Below are 20,119 nucleotides of genomic sequence, written 5' to 3' on the forward strand. Positions count from 1 at the left end.
CGGGATCGCCGACCGCGCCCGGGGTCTCGGTGACCGAGCCGGCCCGGCCGGGTCAACCGGCCGTGCGTGACTCGCCGCGATAGGTGCCGAAGGACCAGTGGTTGCCCTCCCGATCGGCGCAGGCGAACTCGTAGCTGCCGTAATCGGTGGAGCGCGGCTCGCGCAGCACCTCGGCACCGGCGTCGACGACCCTCCGGTGCACCTCGTCGACCCGGTCGGTCACCACGTAGAAGCCCGCGGTGCCCGGCTCGCGCGTCCACGCACCGTCGGGCTTGTGCGAGCCGAGCATGATGCCACCGCCCTCGGGCCAGTCCAGCTGGGCGTGTGCGACCTGATCACCGTCCGCATAGACCGCCGTCGGTTCGAAGCCGAAGACGTCGACGTAGAAGGCGATCAGGGCGGGCGCGTCGTGGGCTTGCAATGTGCCCCAGACCTGGGGCGCCCGCGCGGTGGTGGTCTCGTTCGTCGCATTCATGTGCTCCAGTCTTCGCCACCGCGATGGCCCCGCGCTTGGATGTTTCGGCGCTCCTCGGCCAGCCAAGCGGTCGGACTCGTGCCGGTGAACTGGGCGAAGTCGCGGTCAAGATGGGCATGGTCGAAGTAGCCACAGTCCGACGCGATCCCCGCCAGCGCGGGCGCCTTGCCCTCCGACACCGCGCGGCCGATCCGCTGCTTCGCGTGGTCGAAGCGCATCAGCCGGCTCACCTGCTTGGGACTGACGCCGACCTCGCGGGCGAACAGCGTGCCGAGCTGCCGGGAGCTGAGCGCGACGTGCCGCGCCAGACCCTGCATCGAGCCGGTGCCGCGGTGCCAGGCCAGCCAGCGCCACGCCTCGGCGACCTCCGGCCGGACCCGTTCCCTCGGCCGCCGGTCCACCCGGTCCCGCAGGAACCCGCGGACGAGGGCGAACCGGGCACCCCAGGTGCCCGTCTCGGCGAGGCGCTGCCGGAGCGCCTCTGCCCCCGCTCCGAGGGCGTCGACCCCGTCGATCACCTCGGGCAGGTCGCGGGATGGCATGCCGAAGATCGCCCGGCAGGCCAGCGGGTGCACGGCCAACTGGACGCCGCGCTGATCCGGGTCGGGCAGCACGTACGACGGTCGGAGCGCCAGCCCACCGAGCACGATGTCGGTGCGGATCGGACCCGGCCCGAGCGCCTCCGCCTCCGTGCTGCCGGTCAGCACCGGGGCCCCCAACGAGAAGATGAACGTGAGATATGGCGACGGCAGCCCGCGATGGATCCGCTGTCGCTCGCCCGTCGGGCCATAACCGACGGTGGAGGCCACGTAGCCGGGCAGCAGCGATCGATCGATCACGAATCGCTCGCCGGCAGCCATGTCTCCAGACAACCGCATGCCACTGACAGATCACGGCCCGGATCGCACGCCCCCTCGGCGGGCGCCAGGTTGGGCGAAGATCGCCAGCAGTCGCCGGCAGCGCGGCGGGTCCTCGGTCAGCCCCCGCTCCAGTCCCCAGAGCAGGTACGACATCGAGCGGCACAGCACCCACTGGCGCGCTCGTTCGCGGTCGGCTCCGGCAGCATCGGCGAGCAACCTCAGCCAGCCGCGGACGTCCTCGTCGGAGCCCAGTTCGTCCAGCCGGCTCCACAGCACCCGGCCCAGGTCATAACAGCCGTCGCCACGGAGCAGCACCGGGTCGACCACGAGCCACGACTCGCGGATCCCGCCGAGGACCTGCTCGAAGTGCAGGTCGGCGTCGACGGCCGCGTCCGGGGTGTGCGGCTCGACCACCGCCTCGGCGGCGCGGAGAGCCGAGTCGAGCAGCCGGGCCGGCACCGGCTCGCCCAGCGCCGACCAGCGCCGGGGCCAGCCGGCGGCCTCCTCGACGGCCACCTCGCCGGTCGAGCGGACCGCCGGATCCGTGACCGGAGCGGCAAGCCGCCGGACGAGCCGGCCGATCACCGGCATCGCCCGCGCCACCGGCAGGGCGGCCAGGCTCCGCTCGGCGTCCAGCCGTTCCAGCAGCAGCGCGCCCCGATCCGGGTCGGCGTCGAGCAGCAGGACGGTCCCGCGGCCGGCCCAGAAGCGCAGCGCGGCCACGGTCTGGCTCACCTCCGGCCCGGCGGGGGTCAGCCGCAACACCAGCGGCTCGCGGCCGCGGCGGACCGGGACGACGAGCGCGTTCGACCCGTGCCGGAGGCTCCCATCGGGCTCCAGCGACCAGCGCCGGCATTGTTCTTCGACCAGTGCCGGCAGCCGATCCAGCCAGTCGGTCCCCTCCGACCACCAGCGGGGCATGGCGCGGAACCCGGCCGGCACATCGATCACGCGAGTGACTATAGGAAGTGACCATCCGACCGGCACCGGACCTGGCCACAGACCGGATCACGGCGCACCGGAACACGACCGGGCCATGGCGCATGCCCTCGCGTCGGCCCGGTCAAGATCGCCGGCCGATGCCGTCATGACAGCCCGGCACCGCCGGCCCCGACACCTCGGTCAGGCTCTCGCCTCACAACGCTCGTTCGCGCTGCACGCCGCCATGGCCGCTCTCACACCCCCGGGCGGAATCGGGCCGCCGGTGCGGCGATCCGGTGGCAGCGATGCGGTGTGAAGCGCCCGGGCGAAGTCGGGCCCCCGGTGCGGCGATCCGGTCGTGCAGCGGCCGAGCAGGTCGTGGCCATATGCAGCGCCGGGGCGATCCTGCGGGGTCGCGGATCCGAGGGGAACCGTGCGGCCCGATGACTTCGGCGAGCCCGAACTGTCTGAGAAGACTGTCAGTGTCGTTCCGTAGCATCCGAACACGGCCGGGAGGGAGGGAGGACCCGTGAAGACCGAGAGAACACCGGTGCTGGACCTGGCCCGGCCCGCACATCGGACGTTCCTGCACCTGCTGGTCAACGTCCTGGTCGTGTCCGTGATGAACCTGACCGTCTGGTTCGCCATCACGTTCTGGGTCTTCATCGAGACCAGGTCGGTGCTGGCGACCGGGATGATCGCCGGCATCTTCCTGGTCTGCACCGCGGCCAGCGGCATCTGGTTCGGCAGCCTGGTCGACCACCATCGCAAGAAGCTGGTGATGCAGGGCTCGATCCTCGCCTCGCTCGCCTGCTATGCCGCGGCCTTCGCGCTGTATCTGATCGTGCCGGCGGCCGAGTTCACCCAGGCGAGCAGTGTGTGGCTGTGGGTCTTCGTCGTCGTCTCGATGTTCGGCGTGATCGCCGGCAACATCCGCGGGATCGCGATGATGACCATGGTCACCCTGCTGATCGAGGAGGACCGGCGTGATCGGGCCAACGGGCTGGTCGGCACCGCGACCGGGGTGACATTCCTGGCCACCTCGGTGATCAGCGGCGTGCTGGTGGCCCACGACGGCATGTTCTCCGTGCTGCTGCTGACCATGACCGTGCTCCTGGTCGGATTTCTCCATCTCGGCCTGGTGCGAGTCGACGAGCGCCGTGCCGCGGCACCGGGCTCGGACCCGTCCCCCGGTTCGGATCCGACCGCCGGTGCAGCTGACTCGGCCGACCCCGCGGCCGGCAAGGTCGACCTGAAGGGCACCCTCCGGCAGGTGCAGCAGGTGCCCGGGCTGCTCGCGCTGATCGCGTTCTCCTGCCTGAACAACTTCCTCGGCGGCGCGTTCATGGCGCTGATGGATGCGTACGGGCTGTCGATGATGTCGGTCCGCGCGTGGGGTCTGATGTGGGGCGGGCTGAGCTCGCTGTTCATCGTCGGCGGTCTGTTGGTGGCCCGGACCGGACTCGGTCGCAACCCGTTGCGGCTGCTGCTGCTGGTGAACCTGGTGCTCTGGTCGGTCACCGCCCTGTTCCCGCTGCAGGCGTCAGTGGTGATGCTGGTGTCCGGGATGGCGGTCTACATGGTCCTGGTGCCCTATGCCGAGGCCGCCGAGCAGACCATCCTGCAGCGGGTGGTGCCCTTCGAGCGGCAGGGGCGGGTCTTCGGGTTCGCCCAGAGCGTCGAGCAGGCGGCCTCGCCGCTGACCGCGTTCCTGATGGGTCCGCTGACCCAGCTGGTGTTCATCCCGTTCATGACCGTCGGGGCGGGTGCCGAGCTGATCGGGTGGTGGTTCGGTACCGGTCCGGCCCGCGGCATCGCGCTGGTCTTCGTGCTGATCGGCCTGCTCGGCATCGGACTGACGATCTATGCGCTGAACAGCAGGTTCTATCGAGAGCTGAGGGATCGTTACGACCGAAGCCGGCACACCGTGCCGGAGCCGGAGGCCGACCTCGCGCCCGATCCCGCGCACGATCCCCGGCTGTAGCGAACGACCGCCGGTGGCCGGGCACGGCCTCAGCTGTGCAGCGCTCGCTCGTCCGGAGTCGCAAGGGTGAGGACGGCCTCTTCGATGTTGTCCGCCTCCTCCAGCTCCCGCTCGAGCCGGCGGAGCCGGACGGCGACGTCATGCTCGGCGTCGTCACCGGTGAGATCGACCGCCGCCACCAGGTACATCCGGCTGGGTCCGGTGAACTCGAGGTGCAGATAGGTGATCCGATCGATCTCGGGCCGATCGAGCAGCCCGACCAGGACCCGCTGCCGGATGTCCGATCCGACCTCCTGGCCGACCAGGAACCGCCGGTTGCGATCGATCAACAAGACGGCGACAACGGCGAGGAGGATGCCGACCAGGATCGAACCGATCGCATCCGGAACGGGCGACCCGGTGAGCTGGTGCAGGCCGACCCCGAAGGCCGCGATGACCAGACCGATCAGAGCCGCGGCGTCCTCGGCGAAGACGGCCCGGACGGTCGGGTTCGAGGTCCGCCACAGGTGCGGGAGAGTCTCGCGGCCCAGTTCCTTGGCACTCCTCCGGGCCTCGCGGGTCGCCTGGGTGAACGAGATGCCCTCGAGCACGAACGCGATGGCGAGCACGATGTAGGCCACCAGATAGTCCGTGGCCGGCTCCGGGTTGATCAGTTCGGAGATGCCGTGACTGATCGACACCACGGCACCGGCGGTGAACAGACCGAACGCGGCGAACATCGACCAGACGTACGCCTCACGGCCGTACCCGAGCGGGTGCTCCTCGTCCCGGGCACGCGAGGATCGACGCTCGGCGAAGAACAGGAAGATCTCGTTGCCCGCGTCGGCCCAGGAGTGCGCCGCCTCGGCCAGCATCGACGCCGAGCCGGTGATCGCGGCCGCGGCCGACTTGGCCAGCGCGATCAACAGGTTCGCGCTGAACGCGACGATGACCGTCAGCAGGCTGGAGTCGGGACGGCGATTGGCCACGGCTCCCGACCCTAACAACCGAGGGGTGCGAGCTCCGACCCCCGCGCGGGCACAGCCGTCCTTATCCGGCGCACAGCTTCCCTCCAGCCTGCTGCCAGCTTTCCCGCCGAGCGTGGACGGCCTGGCGCGCTCGGCGTGCGTCACCGTGTCGAATCGAAGGAGTGAGCCTCGTCATGGCCTCGAAAAGGACCGCTCTGATCGTGGCGGGCGGAGTGCTCGTCCTCGGTGCCGGGGTCGGTGCCGCCACCCTGGCGTCGGCAGACCCGACGCCGTCTGCCGGTCCGACCGCGGGACCGAGCGCCCAGCCGGCGGGGCCCGACGGCCGCGGTGGTCCGGGTGCCGGTCCCGGCGGCCATGGCCCGCGCGGGCGGTTGGCCCCCGAGCGGCTGGCCAAGCAGCTGGCCGCGAAGCTCGGCGTGGACGAGACGAAGGTGGCCGAGGCGATCACGGCCTTCCGCGAGGCGAGCCGGCCCACCCGGCCGGCCCAACCGGACTCGAGTACGCAGCCGACGCCGGGTAGCCCGCCGTCGCCGGGCAGCCGCCCGGCCCGGCCCGACCCGTCCGCCCGCGACGAGGCGCTGGCCAAGGCGATCGCGGCGAAGCTCGGGATCGACCAAGCCAAGGTGAAGTCCGCGCTGGACGAGATCCGCAGCGCGGACGAGGCGGCCGCGAAGGCCGACGGGAAGGCCCGGCTGACGGAGCGCCTCGACGCCGCCGTCAAAGCCGGCACGCTCACCCGGGCCGAGGCCGACGCCGTGCTGAAGGCGTACGACAAGGGCGTCATCGGCCCCCGCTGATCTCGTTCGGCGCGTCAGCGAGCGCGCAGCGCGGCCTGCCGAACGGCGACTCGACGACCGTTGCTCCCTCGTCGCCCGTCCGACCCCGAATCCACACCGGGCATGATCGACTTCTCCCGACGAGGGAGCATCCGTCGTCGGGAGAAGCGGTGCGGCGGCCTCACGAGGGGTGAACGACGTCGACCAGCTCGGCGGCCCGGCGGCTGGTGAACACGTCCTCGAGCATGACCACCTCGCCGTCCGGGCCGGACAGCGGCACCCGCCAGTTCGGGTACTCGTCGACGGTCCCGGGCTGGTTCTGGGTCTTCCGGTCGCCCACCGCGTCGGTCAGCGACACGCACAGCAGCCGGGACGGGGTCCAGGTCAGATAACGGTGCAGCGCCTTCACCGTCTCCTCGACCGAGGCGCCGGGGTGCAGCGCCCCGCGGTCGATCAGGTTGTCCAGCCACGCCTTGCGCTCGGCGGCGTCGATCTCCAGCTCCTCGGCCAGCGGCCGGGTGAGAACCCCCAGCTCGTCGCGCAGCCGGACGTGGTCGCCGGCCAGGTAGCCAGCCGTCGGGGGCAGGTCGTGGGTGGTCACCGAGGCGAGGCAGTATTCCCGCCACCACTCCGGCCGCAGCGGCGCTCCCCCGGCATCCCACTCGAACTCGAACCACAGGATCGAGGTGCCGAGGATCCCCCGTTCCCGCAGGTACGTCCGCACCCAGGGCTCCACCGTGCCCAGGTCCTCGCCGACCACCAAGGCGCCGGCGCGATGTGCCTCCAGCGCGAGGATGCCGACCATCGCCTCGTGGTCGTTACGGACGTACGTCCCCTCCTTCGGTCCCCGGCCCGCCGGAATCCACCACAGCCGGAACAGCCCGATCACATGGTCGACCCGGATGCCGCCCGCGTGCCGGAGCACCGTGGACACCATCCGCCGGAACGGTTCGTAGCCGCTCTCGGCCAGCCGGTCGGGGCGCCAGGGCGGCTGCGACCAGTTCTGTCCGTTCTGGTTGTAGGGATCCGGCGGGGCGCCGACCTGGATCCCCTGCGCGTAGCTGTCCTGAAGCGCCCAGGCGTCCGCTCCGAACGGATGCACGCCGACCGCCAGATCGTGCATGATCCCGAGCGCCATCCCAGCGCGGACGGCCTCGTCCTGCGTCTCGCCGAGCTGGGCGTCCATCAGCCACTGCAGCCAGCAATGGAACTCGATCGCGTCCGCGTGCGCGGCGACGAACTCCTCGACCGCCGGTGCAGACGGGTGGGCGAACTCCGCCGGCCAGTCCGCCCGCGCACCGTAGGTCTCGGTCAGCACACACCACGCCGCGTACGCCGCGAGCCCGTCGCCCTCGCGCCGGCGGTAGGCGTCCAGCGCCAGTTGCCGGCCCGGGGTCCTCGGCACCGCGAAGATCAGCTCGAGCGCCGCCCGCTTGGCGATCCAGGCGCTATTCCGGTCGATCGTCTTCGAGCGCGGATCGAGATCGGCCAGCAGGGAGCGGACCCGCGCACGCTGCTCGTCGGTGCAGTCGGCGTACTCGGGGATCCGTTCGGGCCGCAGATAGAGCGGGTTCGCGAACCGTCGGCTGGTCGGCAGGTAGGGCGACGGCTCCATCGGCGCAACCGGCTCGGCCGCGTGCAGCGGGTTGATCAGGACATAGTCCGCGCCGTGCTCGGCGCCCGACCAGACCGCGAGATCGGTCAGGTCGACGAGATCGCCGACTCCCCACGACCGGGCCGAGCGGACGCTGTACAGCTGGGTAGCCAGGCCCCAGGCACGCCGGTCGCCCATCGACGCCGGAAAGCCCAGCCAGGCCGGGGTGACGATCAGCGGCATCGACGACTCGGCGTCGTTGCTGCCGGCGCGGAGGGTGTGATACCCCAGCGGCAGGTCGGCCGGGATCTCGAACGTCGCCTGCCCCACCAACCGGTCGCCCAGATCGTACGGCGGGGTCCAGTCCTCGAGCTGGCGCAGGTCGTGCCGGTGACCGCCGGTCTCGAGGTCGATACAGACCCGGACCGGATCGCCGTGCGTGACGTGCACCCAGACGCTGGCGGTCTCGTGCTCACGCAGCGCTAGGCAGCGGGGCAGCATCCGGGTCCACGGCTCGCGACGGTGCAGTTGCAGCGCGTGCCGCACCAGGTCCGGCGTCGACGCGTCGACCCCCAGGGCACCGAGGACGTCGATGATGGTCGTCCGCCGGACCTCGACGTGCCGGCCCTGCCAGTCCCAGTACTCGGTCGCGATGCCGTACGCCTCGGCGAGCTCGGTCAGCCATGGATCCACCCGCTTATCTTGGCGGTCCGGAGGAGGCGAACGAAGTCGGCCACACGATTCGGACCCGGGTGTCGGTCCGGCGACCTATGATGTCGGCGTTGTGGACGACGCCGTCCGCCCGCGCCGGTGTGCGCTCGGGGAAGGCGGGCCCGTCCCTCGCCCGATGTGCCACCGCCCGGAAGGAGACGGACATTCACCTCAGTCCGCCGATCCGAGACCGGCAGAGCTTTCGCCACGAGGCTCTGCTGTGGAGCAACGCCGACGACTACCGAGAGCTGCTCGTCCCGTTCGTCGAGGAGGGTCTCGCCGGCGGTGAGCCGGTGATGGTGGCGACGATTGCCGAGCACGAGGAGTGGCTGCGCGACGGCCTGGGCGCCAGCGCACGATCGGTGCGGTTCGTCGACATGGCGGCCATGGGCCGCAACCCCTCCCGGATCATCCCGGCCTGGCAGAGTTTCCTGGACTCGGCCGAACGAGGCCAGCCGATCCGCGGGATCGGCGAGCCGATCTGGCCCGGCCGACGACCGCAGGAGATCGCGGAGTGCCAGTTGCACGAGGCGCTGCTGAACATCGCCGTCGACCCGGGGCTTCCGTTCTGGCTGGTCTGCCCGTACGACGTCGCCGGGCTCGGGTCGTCGGTGGTGGAGGCCGCGGCGTGCAGCCACCCCGCCCTGCTGCAGACCGACGGCTATCACGGCAGCGGTGGGTACGGCGGACGGGCGCATGTCGACAGCCTGTTCACCGCCGTGCTCGACGAGCTGAGCGGGGTGCCGACCGAGACCGACTACCGCCGGTCAACGGTCGGGCGGCTGTATCCGTTCGTGGCGACCGAGGCGTCCCGCGCGGGCCTGAGCCCCGTCCAGGCGTCGGGCCTGGCGGCCGCGTCGCAGCGGCTGGCCGCCGGCAGCCTGCAACGGGGTGCCGAGTCGGGCCGGCTGGCGGTCTGGGACCAGCCGGACGCGGTGATCTGCGAGCTCCGCGACGACGTGACCATCGTCGATCCGCTCGTCGGTCGCCGGCGCCCACTGGCCGCTGACATCGACGGCCTGTGGTACGTCAACCAGCACAGTGACCTGGTCCGGCTGCGTTCCAATGCCGACGGGACGACGGTCCGCATCCACGTCTGGAAGTAGTCCGGACTACGCCTCGTACCAGGCCTGGATCTCAGCTCTTGCCAGCGTGTGGCCGAACATGTTGAAGCACATCACCGCCGGCGTCGAGTCGGGATCGACGTCCAGCCGCTCGACGTCGAGCGCATGAACGGCCACGAAATAGCGGTGCCGGCCGTGACCGGGTGGCGGAGCGGCACCGATGAAGCGGGCCAGTCGCGCCTCGTTCGGCAGGGTCAGCGCGCCCTCCGGCAGGCCGGAGCCGTCGCCCGCGCCGGACTCCAGCTCGGTGACCGACGCCGGCAGGTTGCACACCGCCCAGTGCCAGAACCCACTCGCCGTGGGCGCGTCCGGGTCGAAGACGGTGACCGCGAAGCTCTTGGTCTCCGGCGGGAACCCCGACCAGGACAGCTGCGGCGACACGTCGTCGCCCCCGGCGCCCATGATCTCGCTCACCTGCCCGCGGGCCAGCCGCTCGCCGTCGGCGATGTCGGTGCTGGTCAGGGTGAACGACGGGACGACGCCGATGATGTCGTACGGAGAAGCCATGCTCCGAACCTATCCCGCGGTCGTATCCTGCCGGGAGAAGGCGGAGCGGGGGTGCGGCGATGACGACCGGACGGTGGCTGGTCCGAGGCAGCGAGGCCGTGCTGGCGCACCGGCACCGAACCCGTCGAAGCGGTGACCTCGACGGCTCGGCGCCGTCGGGCGGATCGGCCGAACCACATCACGCGGTCCGGCCGGCCGGCGTGCTCGCGCTGCAGCGCAGCGCCGGCAACGCGGCGACGGTCGCCCTGCTGACCCGACCGGGTGCGTACGTCGGCACCGGCCTGGTTCTCCAGCGCAAGACGCCCAAGGCCCCGCCGCCCGAGCCGACCGTTGTCGCCGGCAAGCAGCTGCAAGGGGTCGAGGCGTGGGCCGACACCGAGGCGAAGCGGCAGCACGTGATCGACTCCGCCGCGGTGGTCGGCCTGGACCCCAAGCAGGCGGCGAGCGTTCGGGAGGCGGCGGCCAAGCTGACGGCGTACGCCCCGACGATCCGCGCCGCGGCCGGCAAGGTCGACCCGTCGATCGCGGCGCTGAAGTCGGCGGTAGCGCTGGCCGCGAAGGCCCGGTCGCTGACCAGCGGGCGGCACGATCGGCTCGACGAGCTCGAGGCCCAGCACGCTCGCAACGAGAGCGCGGACGCGGTCGGCAAGGCGATCGGCCTGGTGGCCGCGCTCAGCCCGGGCATCGACACGAAGATCCTGTCGGCCAACCTGACCGCGGCGCAGAAGGCGCTCGCCGGCAGCGGGTCGCTGTCCGATGCGACGAAGACGCTGAACTCCTCGATCGACGAGCTGCAGAAGGTGAAGGACGCCGCGCTCAAGCGGGCCGACTCGGCGGTCAAGGTCGCGATCGTGCTGCGCGGGTTCCTCGCGGTGAACGACCCGGCGTTCGCCGGTGCACCGACCGCGGCCGAGATCGCCCAGGTCAAGTCTGGCCTGGCCGGCGGGATCGGCGAGGAGATCAGCGACGTCTTCGGCAGCTCGGTGGATTACATGTTCTTCGTGGACTTCGCCAACGCGTGGGGTCAGCAGCTCGACGCCCGGGCCTCGATGACCGCGGCGAGCGGCAGGGCCGCCGCGCCGGTGCCGGACCGCAGTGACGCGCAGACGTACTTCTCGGCGCTGGCCAAGAAGAGCAACGGCGACCTGTTCGCGGCCTACACGGAGTTCGCATCGGCGTTCTTCGTGCACCGCGGGATCGCCACGGAGGCCGACCTGCGGCGGACCGTCGACGACCTGTTCACCGGCAAGGCGGCCATCACCGGGCGGCGCGGTCTGGTCTGCACCGGCTACGCGGTGATGGGGGCGGAGGTGCTGGGCAAGGCCGGCGCGAAGCTGACCGGCTTCAGCGTCGGCGTGCACGTGGACGACGACATGGTGCGCAGCGGCCGGTTCGACGAGCAGGGCCACGCGATCGCCCGGATGACCCGCGGCGGCACGGCCTTCAGCGTGTCGAACGACGTGATCGTGCCGACCGCCAACGCCCTGGTCGGCAAGGGCGCGATCAGCTGGGGCGACACCTCGAAGCTGATGATCGTCGGCGACGGCAAGACCATGGACGCGGCGGTGGACGACCTGCTCGCCAAGATCGCTGCCCGCCGGCGCGTGCTCGAGCGCCGGAAGTAGCCGGCCCCCGACGCCTCGACGCCCCCAACGCCCCCGGCGCCTCGCGCCTCTCACCGCCTCTGGTGCCCCGGCGTCCGCCCGACCCGGTCCCGAAATTCGGCCACGGCCGGAAAGTTGGGCCACCACTCGCCCGATCGGACCCCGAAACCCCGTCACGGCCGGAAAATGGGCCACCACTCGCCCGACCCGACCCCGAAAACCCGGCCACGGCCGGAAAATGCGGCGGCACCGCGCGCACCCGGGCCCTGCGGGCCCCGAAGGACTGTGAGTGCAGCGGCCCACGCAGGGCGGGACGGCTACGCCTGCGCGGCGAGCTGGCCGCAGGCCCCGTCGATCTCGCGTCCGCGGGTGTCGCGGACGGTGACCGGCACTCCGCGGGCCGAGAGCCGGCGGACGAACTCCTCCTCGTCGCGGCGCCGCGACGCGGTCCACTTCGACCCCGGTGTCGGGTTGAGCGGGATCAGGTTCACGTGCACCCAGCCCCAGTTGCCGCGCCGGCGAAGCACCTTGGCCAGCAGGTCCGCCCGGTGGGCCTGGTCGTTGATGTCGCGGATCAGGGCGTACTCGATGGAGACCCGCCGCCGGGTGACCTTCGCATAGTTCCAGGCCGCGTCGACGACCTCCTCGACGTTCCACCGAGTGTTGACCGGCACCAGCTCGTCGCGGAGCTCGTCGTCGGGCGCGTGCAGCGACAGCGCCAGCGTCACCGGGATGCCCTCGGTCGCCAGCTGCTGCATCCGGGGCACCAGGCCGACGGTGGAGACCGTGATCCCGCGGGCGCTCATCCCCAGCCCGTCCGGGGTCGGCGCGGTCAGCTGCCGGACCGCGCCGATCACCGCCCGGTAGTTGGCGAGCGGCTCGCCCATGCCCATGAACACCGCGTTGCTGACCCGGCCGCGTCCGCCGGGGACCTCACCACGGTCCAGCCGGCGTGACCCGTCCACCACCTGATCGACGATCTCCGCCGTGGTCATGTTGCGCTGCAGGCCACCCTGACCCGTGGCGCAGAACGGGCAGGCCATGCCGCAGCCGGCCTGGCTGGACACGCACATCGTGGCCCGGTCGGGGTAGCGCATCAGCACGCTCTCCACCCGCGAGCCGTCGTGCAGTCGCCAGAGCGTCTTCACCGTGGTACCGGCGTCGGCGGTCAGCGTCTTCACCGGGTGCAGCAGCTCGGGGAAGAACTTGTCCCGGAGGCTCTCCCGCAGGCCCGAGGGCAGATCTGTCCACTCGGCCGGGTCGGCCCGGAAGCCCTCGAAGTAGTGCGCCGACAGCTGCCGGGCGCGGAACGCGCGCTGGCCCGCGGCCTCGACCGCCTCGCGCCGCTGGGCCGGTGTCAGATCGGCCCAGTGCGTCGGCGGTTTGCCCCGGCGCGGCGCCTCGAACACCAGGGGCAGCGGTTCACCACTCACAACAAAATCCTGCCTGGGGTGTCAAAATCGGTCGGTCGTTGCCACGAGTTCAGCCGCCGGGGACCAGCAGGTACATGATCAGCCAGGCGATCGGCGCCGCGATCAGCAGCGAGTCGAGCCGGTCCATCACCCCGCCGTGGCCGGGCAGGAACGAGCTCATGTCCTTGATCCCCAGGTCACGCTTGATCAGCGACTCGATCAGGTCACCGCAGGTGCCGATCGCGACCAGGCAGACGCCCAGCACGATGCCGACCCAGAACGGCTGGCCGAGCGCGAAGACGGTCATCAGCACCCCGGCGGCCGTGCCGAACACCACCGAGCCGACCAGGCCCTCCCAGGTCTTCTTCGGACTGATCTTCGGGGCCATCGGGTGCTTGCCGAACAGCACGCCGGCGACGTACCCGCCGGTGTCGCCCATGATGACGATCAGCAAGAAGGTGACGATCCGCACCGGGCCGTTCTCCCCGGCCAGGATCAGCGCGGCGAACGAGCCGAGCAGCGGCACGTACCCGATGATCATCAGGCTGGCCGCCGAGTCCTTCACATAGCCGTGGGCGCCCTTGGGCATCCGCCAGATCAGTGCCGCCAGCACGGTCAGGGCCAGCGAGGCCAGCAGCACCGAGGTAGTGGAGAACACCGGCGGCCGCTGTAGCCCGGCCAGATAGGAGCCGATCGAGATCGCCACCGTGCCGACCATGATCGGCCAGATCGCGGCGTGCATCCCGATCTTGCCGAGCGCGTTGTACATCTCCCGGCTGCCGAGCAGCAGGGCGACCGCGATCAGCCCGACGAACAGCCACGGGGCGAACAGCAGGCTGAGCACGACGTACAGCCCCGCGGCGACGCCGACCCCGATCGCGGCGGGCAGGTTTCGCCCGGCCCGGCCGTGGTCCTTGGCCGGCGGCTCGGCCGGCACCGGGGCGATCGGTACGTCCCCTGCCGGGGCGACCGGCAGCACCGGCTCCTCCGGCAGCGCGGCACCGGCCGGCGCGGGGTCGGCCGGCATGGGGTCGTCCGGCCGTGCCGGATCGGCGGTCGGGTGGCCGACGGACGGGCGGTCGGCGGACCGTGGCTCGGAAGCAGGCGGCTCGCTCACTCAGACCTCGAGGAGCTCGGCTTCCTTGTGCTTGAGTACGTCGTCGATGGCGTCGGTGTGCTTCTTGGTGGACGCGTCCAGCTGCTTCTCGGCGCGCACCACCTCGTCCTCACCGACCTCCTTGTCCTTCACCATCTTGTCCAGCGCTTCCTTGGCCCGGCGACGGGTGCCCCGGATCGAGATCCGGGCCTCCTCGGCCTTGTGCCGGGCGAGCTTGATGTATTCCTTCCGGCGCTCCTCGGTCAGCTCCGGCAGGGTGACCCGGATGATGTGCCCGTCGTCGGTCGGATTCACGCCGAGGTCGGAGTCCCGGATCGACTTCTGGATGGCGGCCATCGCCGACCGGTCGTAGGGGGTGATGACGACCATCCGCGCCTCCGGCACCTGGAAGCTGGCCAGCTGCTGGAGCGGGGTCGGCGTGCCGTAGTACTCCGCGGTCAGCTTCGCGAACATGGCCGGGTGGGCCCGGCCGGTCCGGATGGCCGCGAACTCCTCCTTGGCGAACTCGATCGCCAGCTCCATGTTCTCCTCGGCGTCGGTGAGGATGTCGGAGATCACAGCTGCTCCCAAAAGTTCGGTCGGACGTGTTGTTTCCGCTGGGCAGGCCGGGCTCGGCCCGGGCGCTCAGGCGTGGACGGTCGTACCGATCTTCTCACCTGCGACCACCTGCACGACGGAGCCGTCGTGGTCGAGGCTGAAGAAGATCATCGGCAGCTTGTAGTCGCGGGCCATGCTGACCGCCGTCGCGTCGGCCACCTTGAGGTCGCGGGCCAGGTATTCGTCGTAGCTCAGGTCGGCGAACTTGGTGGCGCTCGGGTCCTTGTGCGGATCGGCGTCGTAGACCCCGTCGACGCCTTGCTTGCCCATCAGCAGCACCTCGGCGCTGATCTCGAGCGCACGTTGGGCGGCGACGGTGTCGGTCGAGAAGTACGGCATGCCCGACCCGGCGCCGAAGATGACCACTCGTCCCTTGTCGAGGTGGCGTTCGGCCCGGCGGGGGACGTACGGCTCGGCGATCTGGCCCATCGTGATCGCGGTCTGCACCCGGGTCTGGGTGCCTTCCTTCTCCAAGAAGTCCTGTAGCGCCAGGCAGTTCATCACGGTGCCGAGCATGCCCATGTAGTCGGCTCGGTCCCGGTCCATCCCGCGCTGCTGCAGCTCCGCGCCGCGGAAGAAGTTGCCGCCGCCGACGACGACCGCGACCTGGACGCCGTCGCCGACCACCCGGGCGATCTGCCGGGCCAGCGCGGACACGATGTCGGGATCGACCCCGACCTTGCCCCCGCCGAACACCTCGCCGGAGAGCTTCAACAGGACGCGCTTGTACGGACTCGGCAACTCGTCTCCCTGGGGTGCCTCGGGCTGGTCGGACTCGCGGAGAGCGTACGCCACGCCCGCGACGGTCGGGTAGGCGCGCTCGCGAGCGAGTGCACCGGCTCGCGCTCGGCCCGGGAAACCCGGGGTGCGCGGCGCCGGCCGGCAGCATGAGCCGGCCTTGCGGTCCGCGATGACCGACGGACCGGTCGAGGATCTCCTCGACCAAGCCGATAGCGGGCCCCGCCGGGAGTTACCCGCGGGACCCGCCATCAGCGGTCGTACGACCGGATCAGCTGGCCGCTTCGAACCGGACGAACCGGGTGATCTTCACACCCGCGGCGTCGAGCAGCTTGCTGACCGGGGTCTTGTTGTCGGTGACCGACGGCTGGTCGAGCAGCACCACGTCCTTGTAGAACGCGTTCACCCGGCCCTCGACGATCCGCGGCACGGCCTGAGCCGGCTTGTTCTCCTCCTTGGCCGTGGCCTCGGCGATCCGGCGCTCGTTCTCCACCAGATCGGCCGGAACCTCGTCGCGGCTCAGGTACTGCGGACGCATCGCCGCGATCTGCATCGCCGCGGTGCGGGCCGCGTCGGCGTCGGCACCCTCGTACTCCACCAGGACCCCGACCTGCGGCGGCAGGTCGGACGCGCGCTTGTGCAGGTAGACCGCGGTCTGCCCGTCGAAGTACGCCGCGTTCGCAACCTCGAGCTTCTCGCCGATCTTCGCGGCCAGCGCACCGACGGCGTCGGCCACGGTCTCGCCGTTCGGCAGGGTCGCGGCGTTGACGCCGGCCACGTCGGCCGCCTGGGCGGCGGCGGCCGCCTTGACAGCCACGTCGGCCAGTTCCTGGAAGTCGGCGCTCTTGGCCACGAAGTCGGTCTCGGCGCCCAGCTGGACCAGCGCGCCGTCGCTGAACGCGACCAGGCCGTTGCTGGCCTCGCGCTCCTCGCCGCGCTTGGCGGCCTTGGCGGCGCCGGCGACGCGGAGGATCTCGATCGCCTTGTCCTGGTCGCCGCCCGCCTCGGTCAGCGCCTTCTTGCAGTCCATCATCCCGGCCCCGGTCGCGTCCCGGAGCTTCTTCACGTCAGCAGCGGTGAAGTTCGCCATCGTCTTCTCGTACGTCCTTCAGTTGTCTGGATTGGGCTGGACGGTCGGTTCCGGACCGTCAGTTCTCGTCGGCGCCGCGCTCGGACTGCGTGGTCGGCAGTGCCGCGTCGTCGGCCTCGGCGGCGACCACGGCCGGCACCTCGTCGGCGGGCACTGGCTCGGCACCGGCGGCGGCAACGGCCTCCGCCTCCTCGGCGACGGTCTGCACGCCGGCGACGTCACCCGCGGCCGACTCCTGGGCGCCGAGCAACTCGCGCTCCCAGTCGGGCATCGGCTCGACCTCGACCTCGGCCTCGGCGCCGGTCTGCTGGCCGCCGGAGCGGGCCATCAGGCCGTCGGCCACCGCGTCGGCGACCACCCGGGTGAGCAGCGCGACGGAACGGATCGCGTCGTCGTTGCCCGGGATCGCAAAGTCGACCTCGTCGGGGTCACAGTTGGTGTCCAGGATGCCGATCACGGGGATCCGCAGCTTGCGCGCCTCGTCGACGGCGAGGTGCTCCTTCTTGGTGTCCACGATCCAGACCGCCTGCGGGGTCTTGGCCATGTCGCGGATGCCGCCGAGGGTCTTCTCGAGCTTCTCCTTCTCGCGACGCAGGCCGAGCAGCTCCTTCTTGGTGAGCCCGGACGCGGCGACGTCGTCGAAGTCGGTGCCCTCGAGCTCCTTGAGCCGCTGGATCCGCTTGATCACGGTATGGAAGTTGGTCAGCATGCCGCCCAGCCAGCGCTGGTTCACGTACGGCATCCCGACCCGCGTCGCCTGCTCGGCGATGGCCTCCTGGGCCTGCTTCTTGGTGCCCACGAACAGGACCTGTCCGCCGCGGGCGACGGTCTCCTTGACGAAGGCGTACGCCCGGTCGATGTAGGTCAGCGACTGCTGCAGATCGATGATGTAGATGCCGTTGCGCTCGGTGAAGATGAACCTCTTCATCTTCGGGTTCCAGCGCCGGGTCTGATGCCCGAAGTGGACGCCGCTTTCGAGCAGCTGGCGGGTGGTCACGACGGCCATGGCCGCTTCCTCTCATTACCGGCAGCGCGCTGCCGGCGTACGGTTCGATCGGTGCCGAGCCGTTCGGCACCGCCTGATGCTCGCGCGGACCGTTCGCGGGTCACCCGTGCTGGGCTCGCCGAGACCGTGCGGTCCGCCCGGCTGTGCTGGTCAGCGGCGCCGGAACTGCGGGCATGCGAAGTCAGACCCTTCCGGATCTGCGTCGACGAGTCTACCTCACCGCCGGCCGCCAGCCCCGCTCGGCCAACGGGGAGGTCCTACTCCGGGCGAGCGCGACGCGGGAGCAGCCGCACCAAGCCGAGGCAGCCGATCAGGAACGCCGCCGCGACCAGCGTCGTGATCTGCATCGCGTCGACCGGGCCCCGGCTCGGCAGCAGCTGGAAGAACAGCGTCCCGCTGACCGCGACGCCGATGGTGCCGCCGAGCTGCTGGACCGCGTTCAGCAGGCCCGAGGCCGAGCCGACCTCGTGGTCCTGCACGCCGGCCAGGATGACCGAGAAGACCGGCACGATCGCCAGCCCGCCGCCGACGCCGAAGACGAACCCGGCGGGCAGGAACTGCCACGGATGTGCGGTGAGCCCGGTCAGCCGCACGGTCGCCACCATGCCGAGCGCGCCGAGTGCCATCACGGCATAGCCGAGCACCAGCACCCGCCGGCCGAAGCGCGGCACCAACGCGGCGCTGCCCAGTCCGGCGGCGAGCGCCATCCCGACGGCGTACGCGCACCCCGCGAACGCCGTGGTCAGCGGCGAGTAGCCGAGCGCTGCCTGGGCGTACACGTTGAACACGAGCGAGAAGCCGATCATCGCGGCGAAGCCGAGCAGGATCAGGCCGAGACCTCCGACGTAGCTCCGGTTGGTCAGCAGCGTCGGCTCGATCAGCGGCGCCGCGCTGTGCCGCTCGTGCCAGGCGAAGACGCCGAACAGGATCAGCGCGACCGCCATCGAGGCGTACGTCCACCAGGGCCAGCCGAGCTCGTGGCCCTCGATCAGCGGATAGATCAACAGCAGCGCAGCGGCGGCGAAGAGGACCAGCCCGAGCGGGTCGAAACGCAGCTCAGGTCGTCGATCGCTCCGCGGGATCAGCACGACCGCGGCGATCACGGTGGCGATGCCGATAGGGACGTTGATCAAGAAGATGATCCGCCAGCCGAGCCCGAACAGGTCGGCGTCGACCAGCACGCCGCCGAGCAGCGGCCCGGCGATCGCCGACAGCCCGATCACCGGGCCGAAGCTGGCGAAGGCCTTGCCCAGGTCCTGGGGCGGGAAGACCTGCTTCATGATCCCGAAGCCCTGCGGGATCAGCACCGCGCCGAGCAAGCCCTGGACCGCTCGCGCCACGATCAGCACAGTCGGCTCCTGGGCAGTCGCGCAGATCAGCGAGGCGACGGTGAAGCCCGCGGCGCCGAGGACGAACAGATTCTTCCGGCCGAACTTGTCGCCCAGCCGGCCGCCGATGACGAGGGCGACGGCGAACGCCAGGGTGTACGCGCCGACCACCCATTGCACGGTGCTCGCTCCCCCGCCGAGGTCTCGCGCAATCGGCGTCGCGGCGAGGTTGACGATCGTCGAGTCGAGGAGATCCATGATCTCGGCGGCCAGGATGACCGCCAGCACGGCCCACCGCCAGCGGTAGGGCCGGCTGTCGGGTGCGGCGGTGCCGGCGGTGCCGGCGAGGTGGGTGTCGGTCATCGTAAAATCCCCTGTCGAACAGCGTTCGTACTTACGAACACTGTTCTAGATTACGAACGCCGTTCGCGTCAAGTAGGGTGAAACCATGGCTTCCCCCTTGGGACCTTGGCCGGCGAAGGAGCCGGCCAGGCGACGACTGAGCGTGGACAGCATCGTGGCCGCCGGCCTGGAGATCCTGGCCGCCGAGGGTGCGGACGCCGTCACCATGCGCGCGGTGGCGGGAAAGCTGGGCACCGGAGCGGCGTCGCTGTATGCCCACGTCCGGGACAAAGGTGAGCTGCACGCGCTGCTGCTGGACGCGGTGATCGGCGAGGTCGACGTGCCCGAAGCCGACCCGGCTCGGTGGCGGGAGCAGATCAAGCAGTTCTGCTGGGGCCAGTACCGGGCGATGGTGCGCCATCCGGGGATCGCCGCGGTCAGCCTCGCTCACATCCCGACCGGCCCGAACGCACTTCGCTGCTCGGAGGGGATGCTGGCGATCCTGACGGCCGGCGGGCTGAGCAAGCTCGTCGCCGGGCTGGCGGTCGATCTGCTGACGCAATACACCACCGCAGTCGCCTACGAGGACACCCTGTGGTGGGTCCGGGCCGAGGACGGCAACGACCCATTCGCCTCCGAGGGCAGTGTGGTCGCCCAGGCCAAGGCGTACTTCGCGGGACTGCCGCCGGCGGAGTACCCGATGATCACCTCCATGGTGGAGGAACTCACCACCGGCGACGGCGACGCCCGGTTCCAGTTCGGGCTGGACATGATCGTCGCCGGCCTGGACAATCTCCGCGACTGGCGGCTGCCCGGCTGAGCTCGCCCACCGGTCCCGCGCCCACACCGCTTGCACCGGGTCGGAGTTCCCTCGCCGGTGCTCTCTCAGCCGGCCGCTCGCACGCGCCCCGCCTCGCCCGTCCCCACTTCGCGCGGCCAACCGCGACTTCGCGCGCCGGCGACGG

Annotated in this window: 18 protein-coding genes; 5 read left to right on the forward strand and 13 right to left on the reverse strand. The window is 71.0% G+C overall.

All coding sequences use genetic code 11. The features are described from left to right. Positions 1-52 precede the first annotated feature (52 nt). The 3 genes from ABD747_RS15385 to ABD747_RS15395 are packed head-to-tail and all read right to left on the reverse strand — an operon-like array spanning position 53 to position 2,286. Positions 53-475: a VOC family protein gene (locus ABD747_RS15385; protein ID WP_344806089.1), complete on the reverse strand. Its 423-nt coding sequence runs from the start codon at positions 473-475 to the stop codon at positions 53-55. Next, positions 472-1,335 carry an AraC family transcriptional regulator gene (locus ABD747_RS15390; protein WP_344806091.1) on the reverse strand — a complete coding sequence of 288 codons (864 nt, stop codon included), beginning with the start codon at positions 1,333-1,335 and terminating at the stop codon, positions 472-474. Before ABD747_RS15390 ends, ABD747_RS15385 begins: the two co-directional genes overlap by 4 nt. A gap of 30 nt (positions 1,336-1,365) precedes the next feature. After that, complete coding sequence (locus ABD747_RS15395; protein ID WP_344806093.1) at positions 1,366-2,286, reverse strand: aminoglycoside phosphotransferase family protein; 921 nt, start codon at positions 2,284-2,286, stop codon at positions 1,366-1,368. Positions 2,287-2,785: 499 nt separating this feature from the next. Between ABD747_RS15395 and ABD747_RS15400 the strand changes: the two genes are divergently transcribed. After that, positions 2,786-4,240, forward strand: a complete 1,455-nt coding sequence (locus tag ABD747_RS15400; protein WP_344806095.1) for an MFS transporter — start codon at positions 2,786-2,788, stop codon at positions 4,238-4,240. Positions 4,241-4,269: 29 nt separating this feature from the next. Here ABD747_RS15400 and ABD747_RS15405 read toward each other — a convergent pair whose 3' ends face one another. Next, on the reverse strand, positions 4,270-5,208 hold the full coding sequence (locus ABD747_RS15405; protein ID WP_344806097.1) for a cation diffusion facilitator family transporter: 939 nt from the start codon (positions 5,206-5,208) through the stop codon (positions 4,270-4,272). 173 nt (positions 5,209-5,381) lie between these two features. Here ABD747_RS15405 and ABD747_RS15410 point away from each other — a divergent pair, with 173 nt between their 5' ends. After that, complete coding sequence (locus ABD747_RS15410) at positions 5,382-6,005, forward strand: Clp protease N-terminal domain-containing protein (protein ID WP_344806099.1); 624 nt, start codon at positions 5,382-5,384, stop codon at positions 6,003-6,005. A 160-nt stretch (positions 6,006-6,165) separates the two neighbouring features. Here ABD747_RS15410 and malQ read toward each other — a convergent pair whose 3' ends face one another. Further along, positions 6,166-8,271, reverse strand: coding sequence for a 4-alpha-glucanotransferase (gene malQ, locus ABD747_RS15415; protein ID WP_344806101.1), 2,106 nt, complete (start codon positions 8,269-8,271; stop codon positions 6,166-6,168). A gap of 89 nt (positions 8,272-8,360) precedes the next feature. Between malQ and ABD747_RS15420 the strand changes: the two genes are divergently transcribed. Further along, complete coding sequence (locus ABD747_RS15420; RefSeq protein WP_344806103.1) at positions 8,361-9,395, forward strand: sensor histidine kinase; 1,035 nt, start codon at positions 8,361-8,363, stop codon at positions 9,393-9,395. Positions 9,396-9,401: 6 nt separating this feature from the next. Here ABD747_RS15420 and ABD747_RS15425 read toward each other — a convergent pair whose 3' ends face one another. Beyond that, complete coding sequence (locus ABD747_RS15425) at positions 9,402-9,920, reverse strand: YbhB/YbcL family Raf kinase inhibitor-like protein (RefSeq protein ID WP_344806105.1); 519 nt, start codon at positions 9,918-9,920, stop codon at positions 9,402-9,404. Positions 9,921-9,979: 59 nt separating this feature from the next. On the opposite strand from ABD747_RS15425, the gene ABD747_RS15430 reads away from it, so the two are divergent. Then, positions 9,980-11,545, forward strand: coding sequence for a hypothetical protein (locus ABD747_RS15430; RefSeq protein WP_344806107.1), 1,566 nt, complete (start codon positions 9,980-9,982; stop codon positions 11,543-11,545). 296 nt (positions 11,546-11,841) lie between these two features. Here ABD747_RS15430 and rlmN read toward each other — a convergent pair whose 3' ends face one another. The 7 genes from rlmN to ABD747_RS15465 form a co-directional block, all read right to left on the reverse strand. Further along, positions 11,842-12,957 (reverse strand): dual-specificity RNA methyltransferase RlmN, encoded by a 1,116-nt coding sequence (gene rlmN / locus ABD747_RS15435; RefSeq protein ID WP_344806109.1) that lies wholly within the window; start codon positions 12,955-12,957, stop codon positions 11,842-11,844. Positions 12,958-13,006: 49 nt separating this feature from the next. Then, complete coding sequence (locus tag ABD747_RS15440) at positions 13,007-13,963, reverse strand: phosphatidate cytidylyltransferase (protein ID WP_344806111.1); 957 nt, start codon at positions 13,961-13,963, stop codon at positions 13,007-13,009. Positions 13,964-14,053: 90 nt separating this feature from the next. Continuing rightward, complete coding sequence (gene frr / locus ABD747_RS15445; protein ID WP_344806678.1) at positions 14,054-14,608, reverse strand: ribosome recycling factor; 555 nt, start codon at positions 14,606-14,608, stop codon at positions 14,054-14,056. A gap of 69 nt (positions 14,609-14,677) precedes the next feature. Continuing rightward, positions 14,678-15,391, reverse strand: a complete 714-nt coding sequence (gene pyrH, locus ABD747_RS15450; RefSeq protein WP_344806680.1) for a UMP kinase — start codon at positions 15,389-15,391, stop codon at positions 14,678-14,680. Positions 15,392-15,659: 268 nt separating this feature from the next. Continuing rightward, complete coding sequence (tsf, locus tag ABD747_RS15455; RefSeq protein WP_344806113.1) at positions 15,660-16,478, reverse strand: translation elongation factor Ts; 819 nt, start codon at positions 16,476-16,478, stop codon at positions 15,660-15,662. A 58-nt stretch (positions 16,479-16,536) separates the two neighbouring features. Then, complete coding sequence (gene rpsB, locus ABD747_RS15460; RefSeq protein ID WP_344806115.1) at positions 16,537-17,484, reverse strand: 30S ribosomal protein S2; 948 nt, start codon at positions 17,482-17,484, stop codon at positions 16,537-16,539. A gap of 257 nt (positions 17,485-17,741) precedes the next feature. Continuing rightward, positions 17,742-19,175 carry an MFS transporter gene (locus ABD747_RS15465; RefSeq protein WP_344806117.1) on the reverse strand — a complete coding sequence of 478 codons (1,434 nt, stop codon included), beginning with the start codon at positions 19,173-19,175 and terminating at the stop codon, positions 17,742-17,744. 85 nt (positions 19,176-19,260) lie between these two features. Here ABD747_RS15465 and ABD747_RS15470 point away from each other — a divergent pair, with 85 nt between their 5' ends. Continuing rightward, the gene (locus tag ABD747_RS15470) at positions 19,261-19,974 is read left to right on the forward strand and encodes a TetR/AcrR family transcriptional regulator (RefSeq protein ID WP_344806119.1); all 714 of its coding nucleotides are present in this window, start codon (positions 19,261-19,263) and stop codon (positions 19,972-19,974) included. Positions 19,975-20,119 lie beyond the last annotated feature (145 nt).

The organism is Microlunatus ginsengisoli, assembly GCF_039537205.1.
GTDB lineage: Bacteria > Actinomycetota > Actinomycetes > Propionibacteriales > Propionibacteriaceae > Microlunatus > Microlunatus ginsengisoli.

What these genes read in the sequence shown, in the direction of transcription:
- ABD747_RS15385 (WP_344806089.1), bottom strand. Translation starts at nt 475, where the DNA reads ATGAATGCGACGAACGAGACCACCACCGCGCGGGCGCCCCAGGTCTGG.
- ABD747_RS15390 (WP_344806091.1), bottom strand. Translation starts at nt 1,335, where the DNA reads ATGGCTGCCGGCGAGCGATTCGTGATCGATCGATCGCTGCTGCCCGGC.
- ABD747_RS15410 (WP_344806099.1), top strand. Translation starts at nt 5,382, where the DNA reads ATGGCCTCGAAAAGGACCGCTCTGATCGTGGCGGGCGGAGTGCTCGTC.
- ABD747_RS15425 (WP_344806105.1), bottom strand. Translation starts at nt 9,920, where the DNA reads ATGGCTTCTCCGTACGACATCATCGGCGTCGTCCCGTCGTTCACCCTG.
- ABD747_RS15430 (WP_344806107.1), top strand. Translation starts at nt 9,980, where the DNA reads ATGACGACCGGACGGTGGCTGGTCCGAGGCAGCGAGGCCGTGCTGGCG.
- ABD747_RS15440 (WP_344806111.1), bottom strand. Translation starts at nt 13,963, where the DNA reads ATGCCGGCCGACCCCGCGCCGGCCGGTGCCGCGCTGCCGGAGGAGCCG.
- tsf (WP_344806113.1), bottom strand. Translation starts at nt 16,478, where the DNA reads ATGGCGAACTTCACCGCTGCTGACGTGAAGAAGCTCCGGGACGCGACC.
- rpsB (WP_344806115.1), bottom strand. Translation starts at nt 17,484, where the DNA reads ATGGCCGTCGTGACCACCCGCCAGCTGCTCGAAAGCGGCGTCCACTTC.
- ABD747_RS15465 (WP_344806117.1), bottom strand. Translation starts at nt 19,175, where the DNA reads ATGACCGACACCCACCTCGCCGGCACCGCCGGCACCGCCGCACCCGAC.
- ABD747_RS15470 (WP_344806119.1), top strand. Translation starts at nt 19,261, where the DNA reads ATGGCTTCCCCCTTGGGACCTTGGCCGGCGAAGGAGCCGGCCAGGCGA.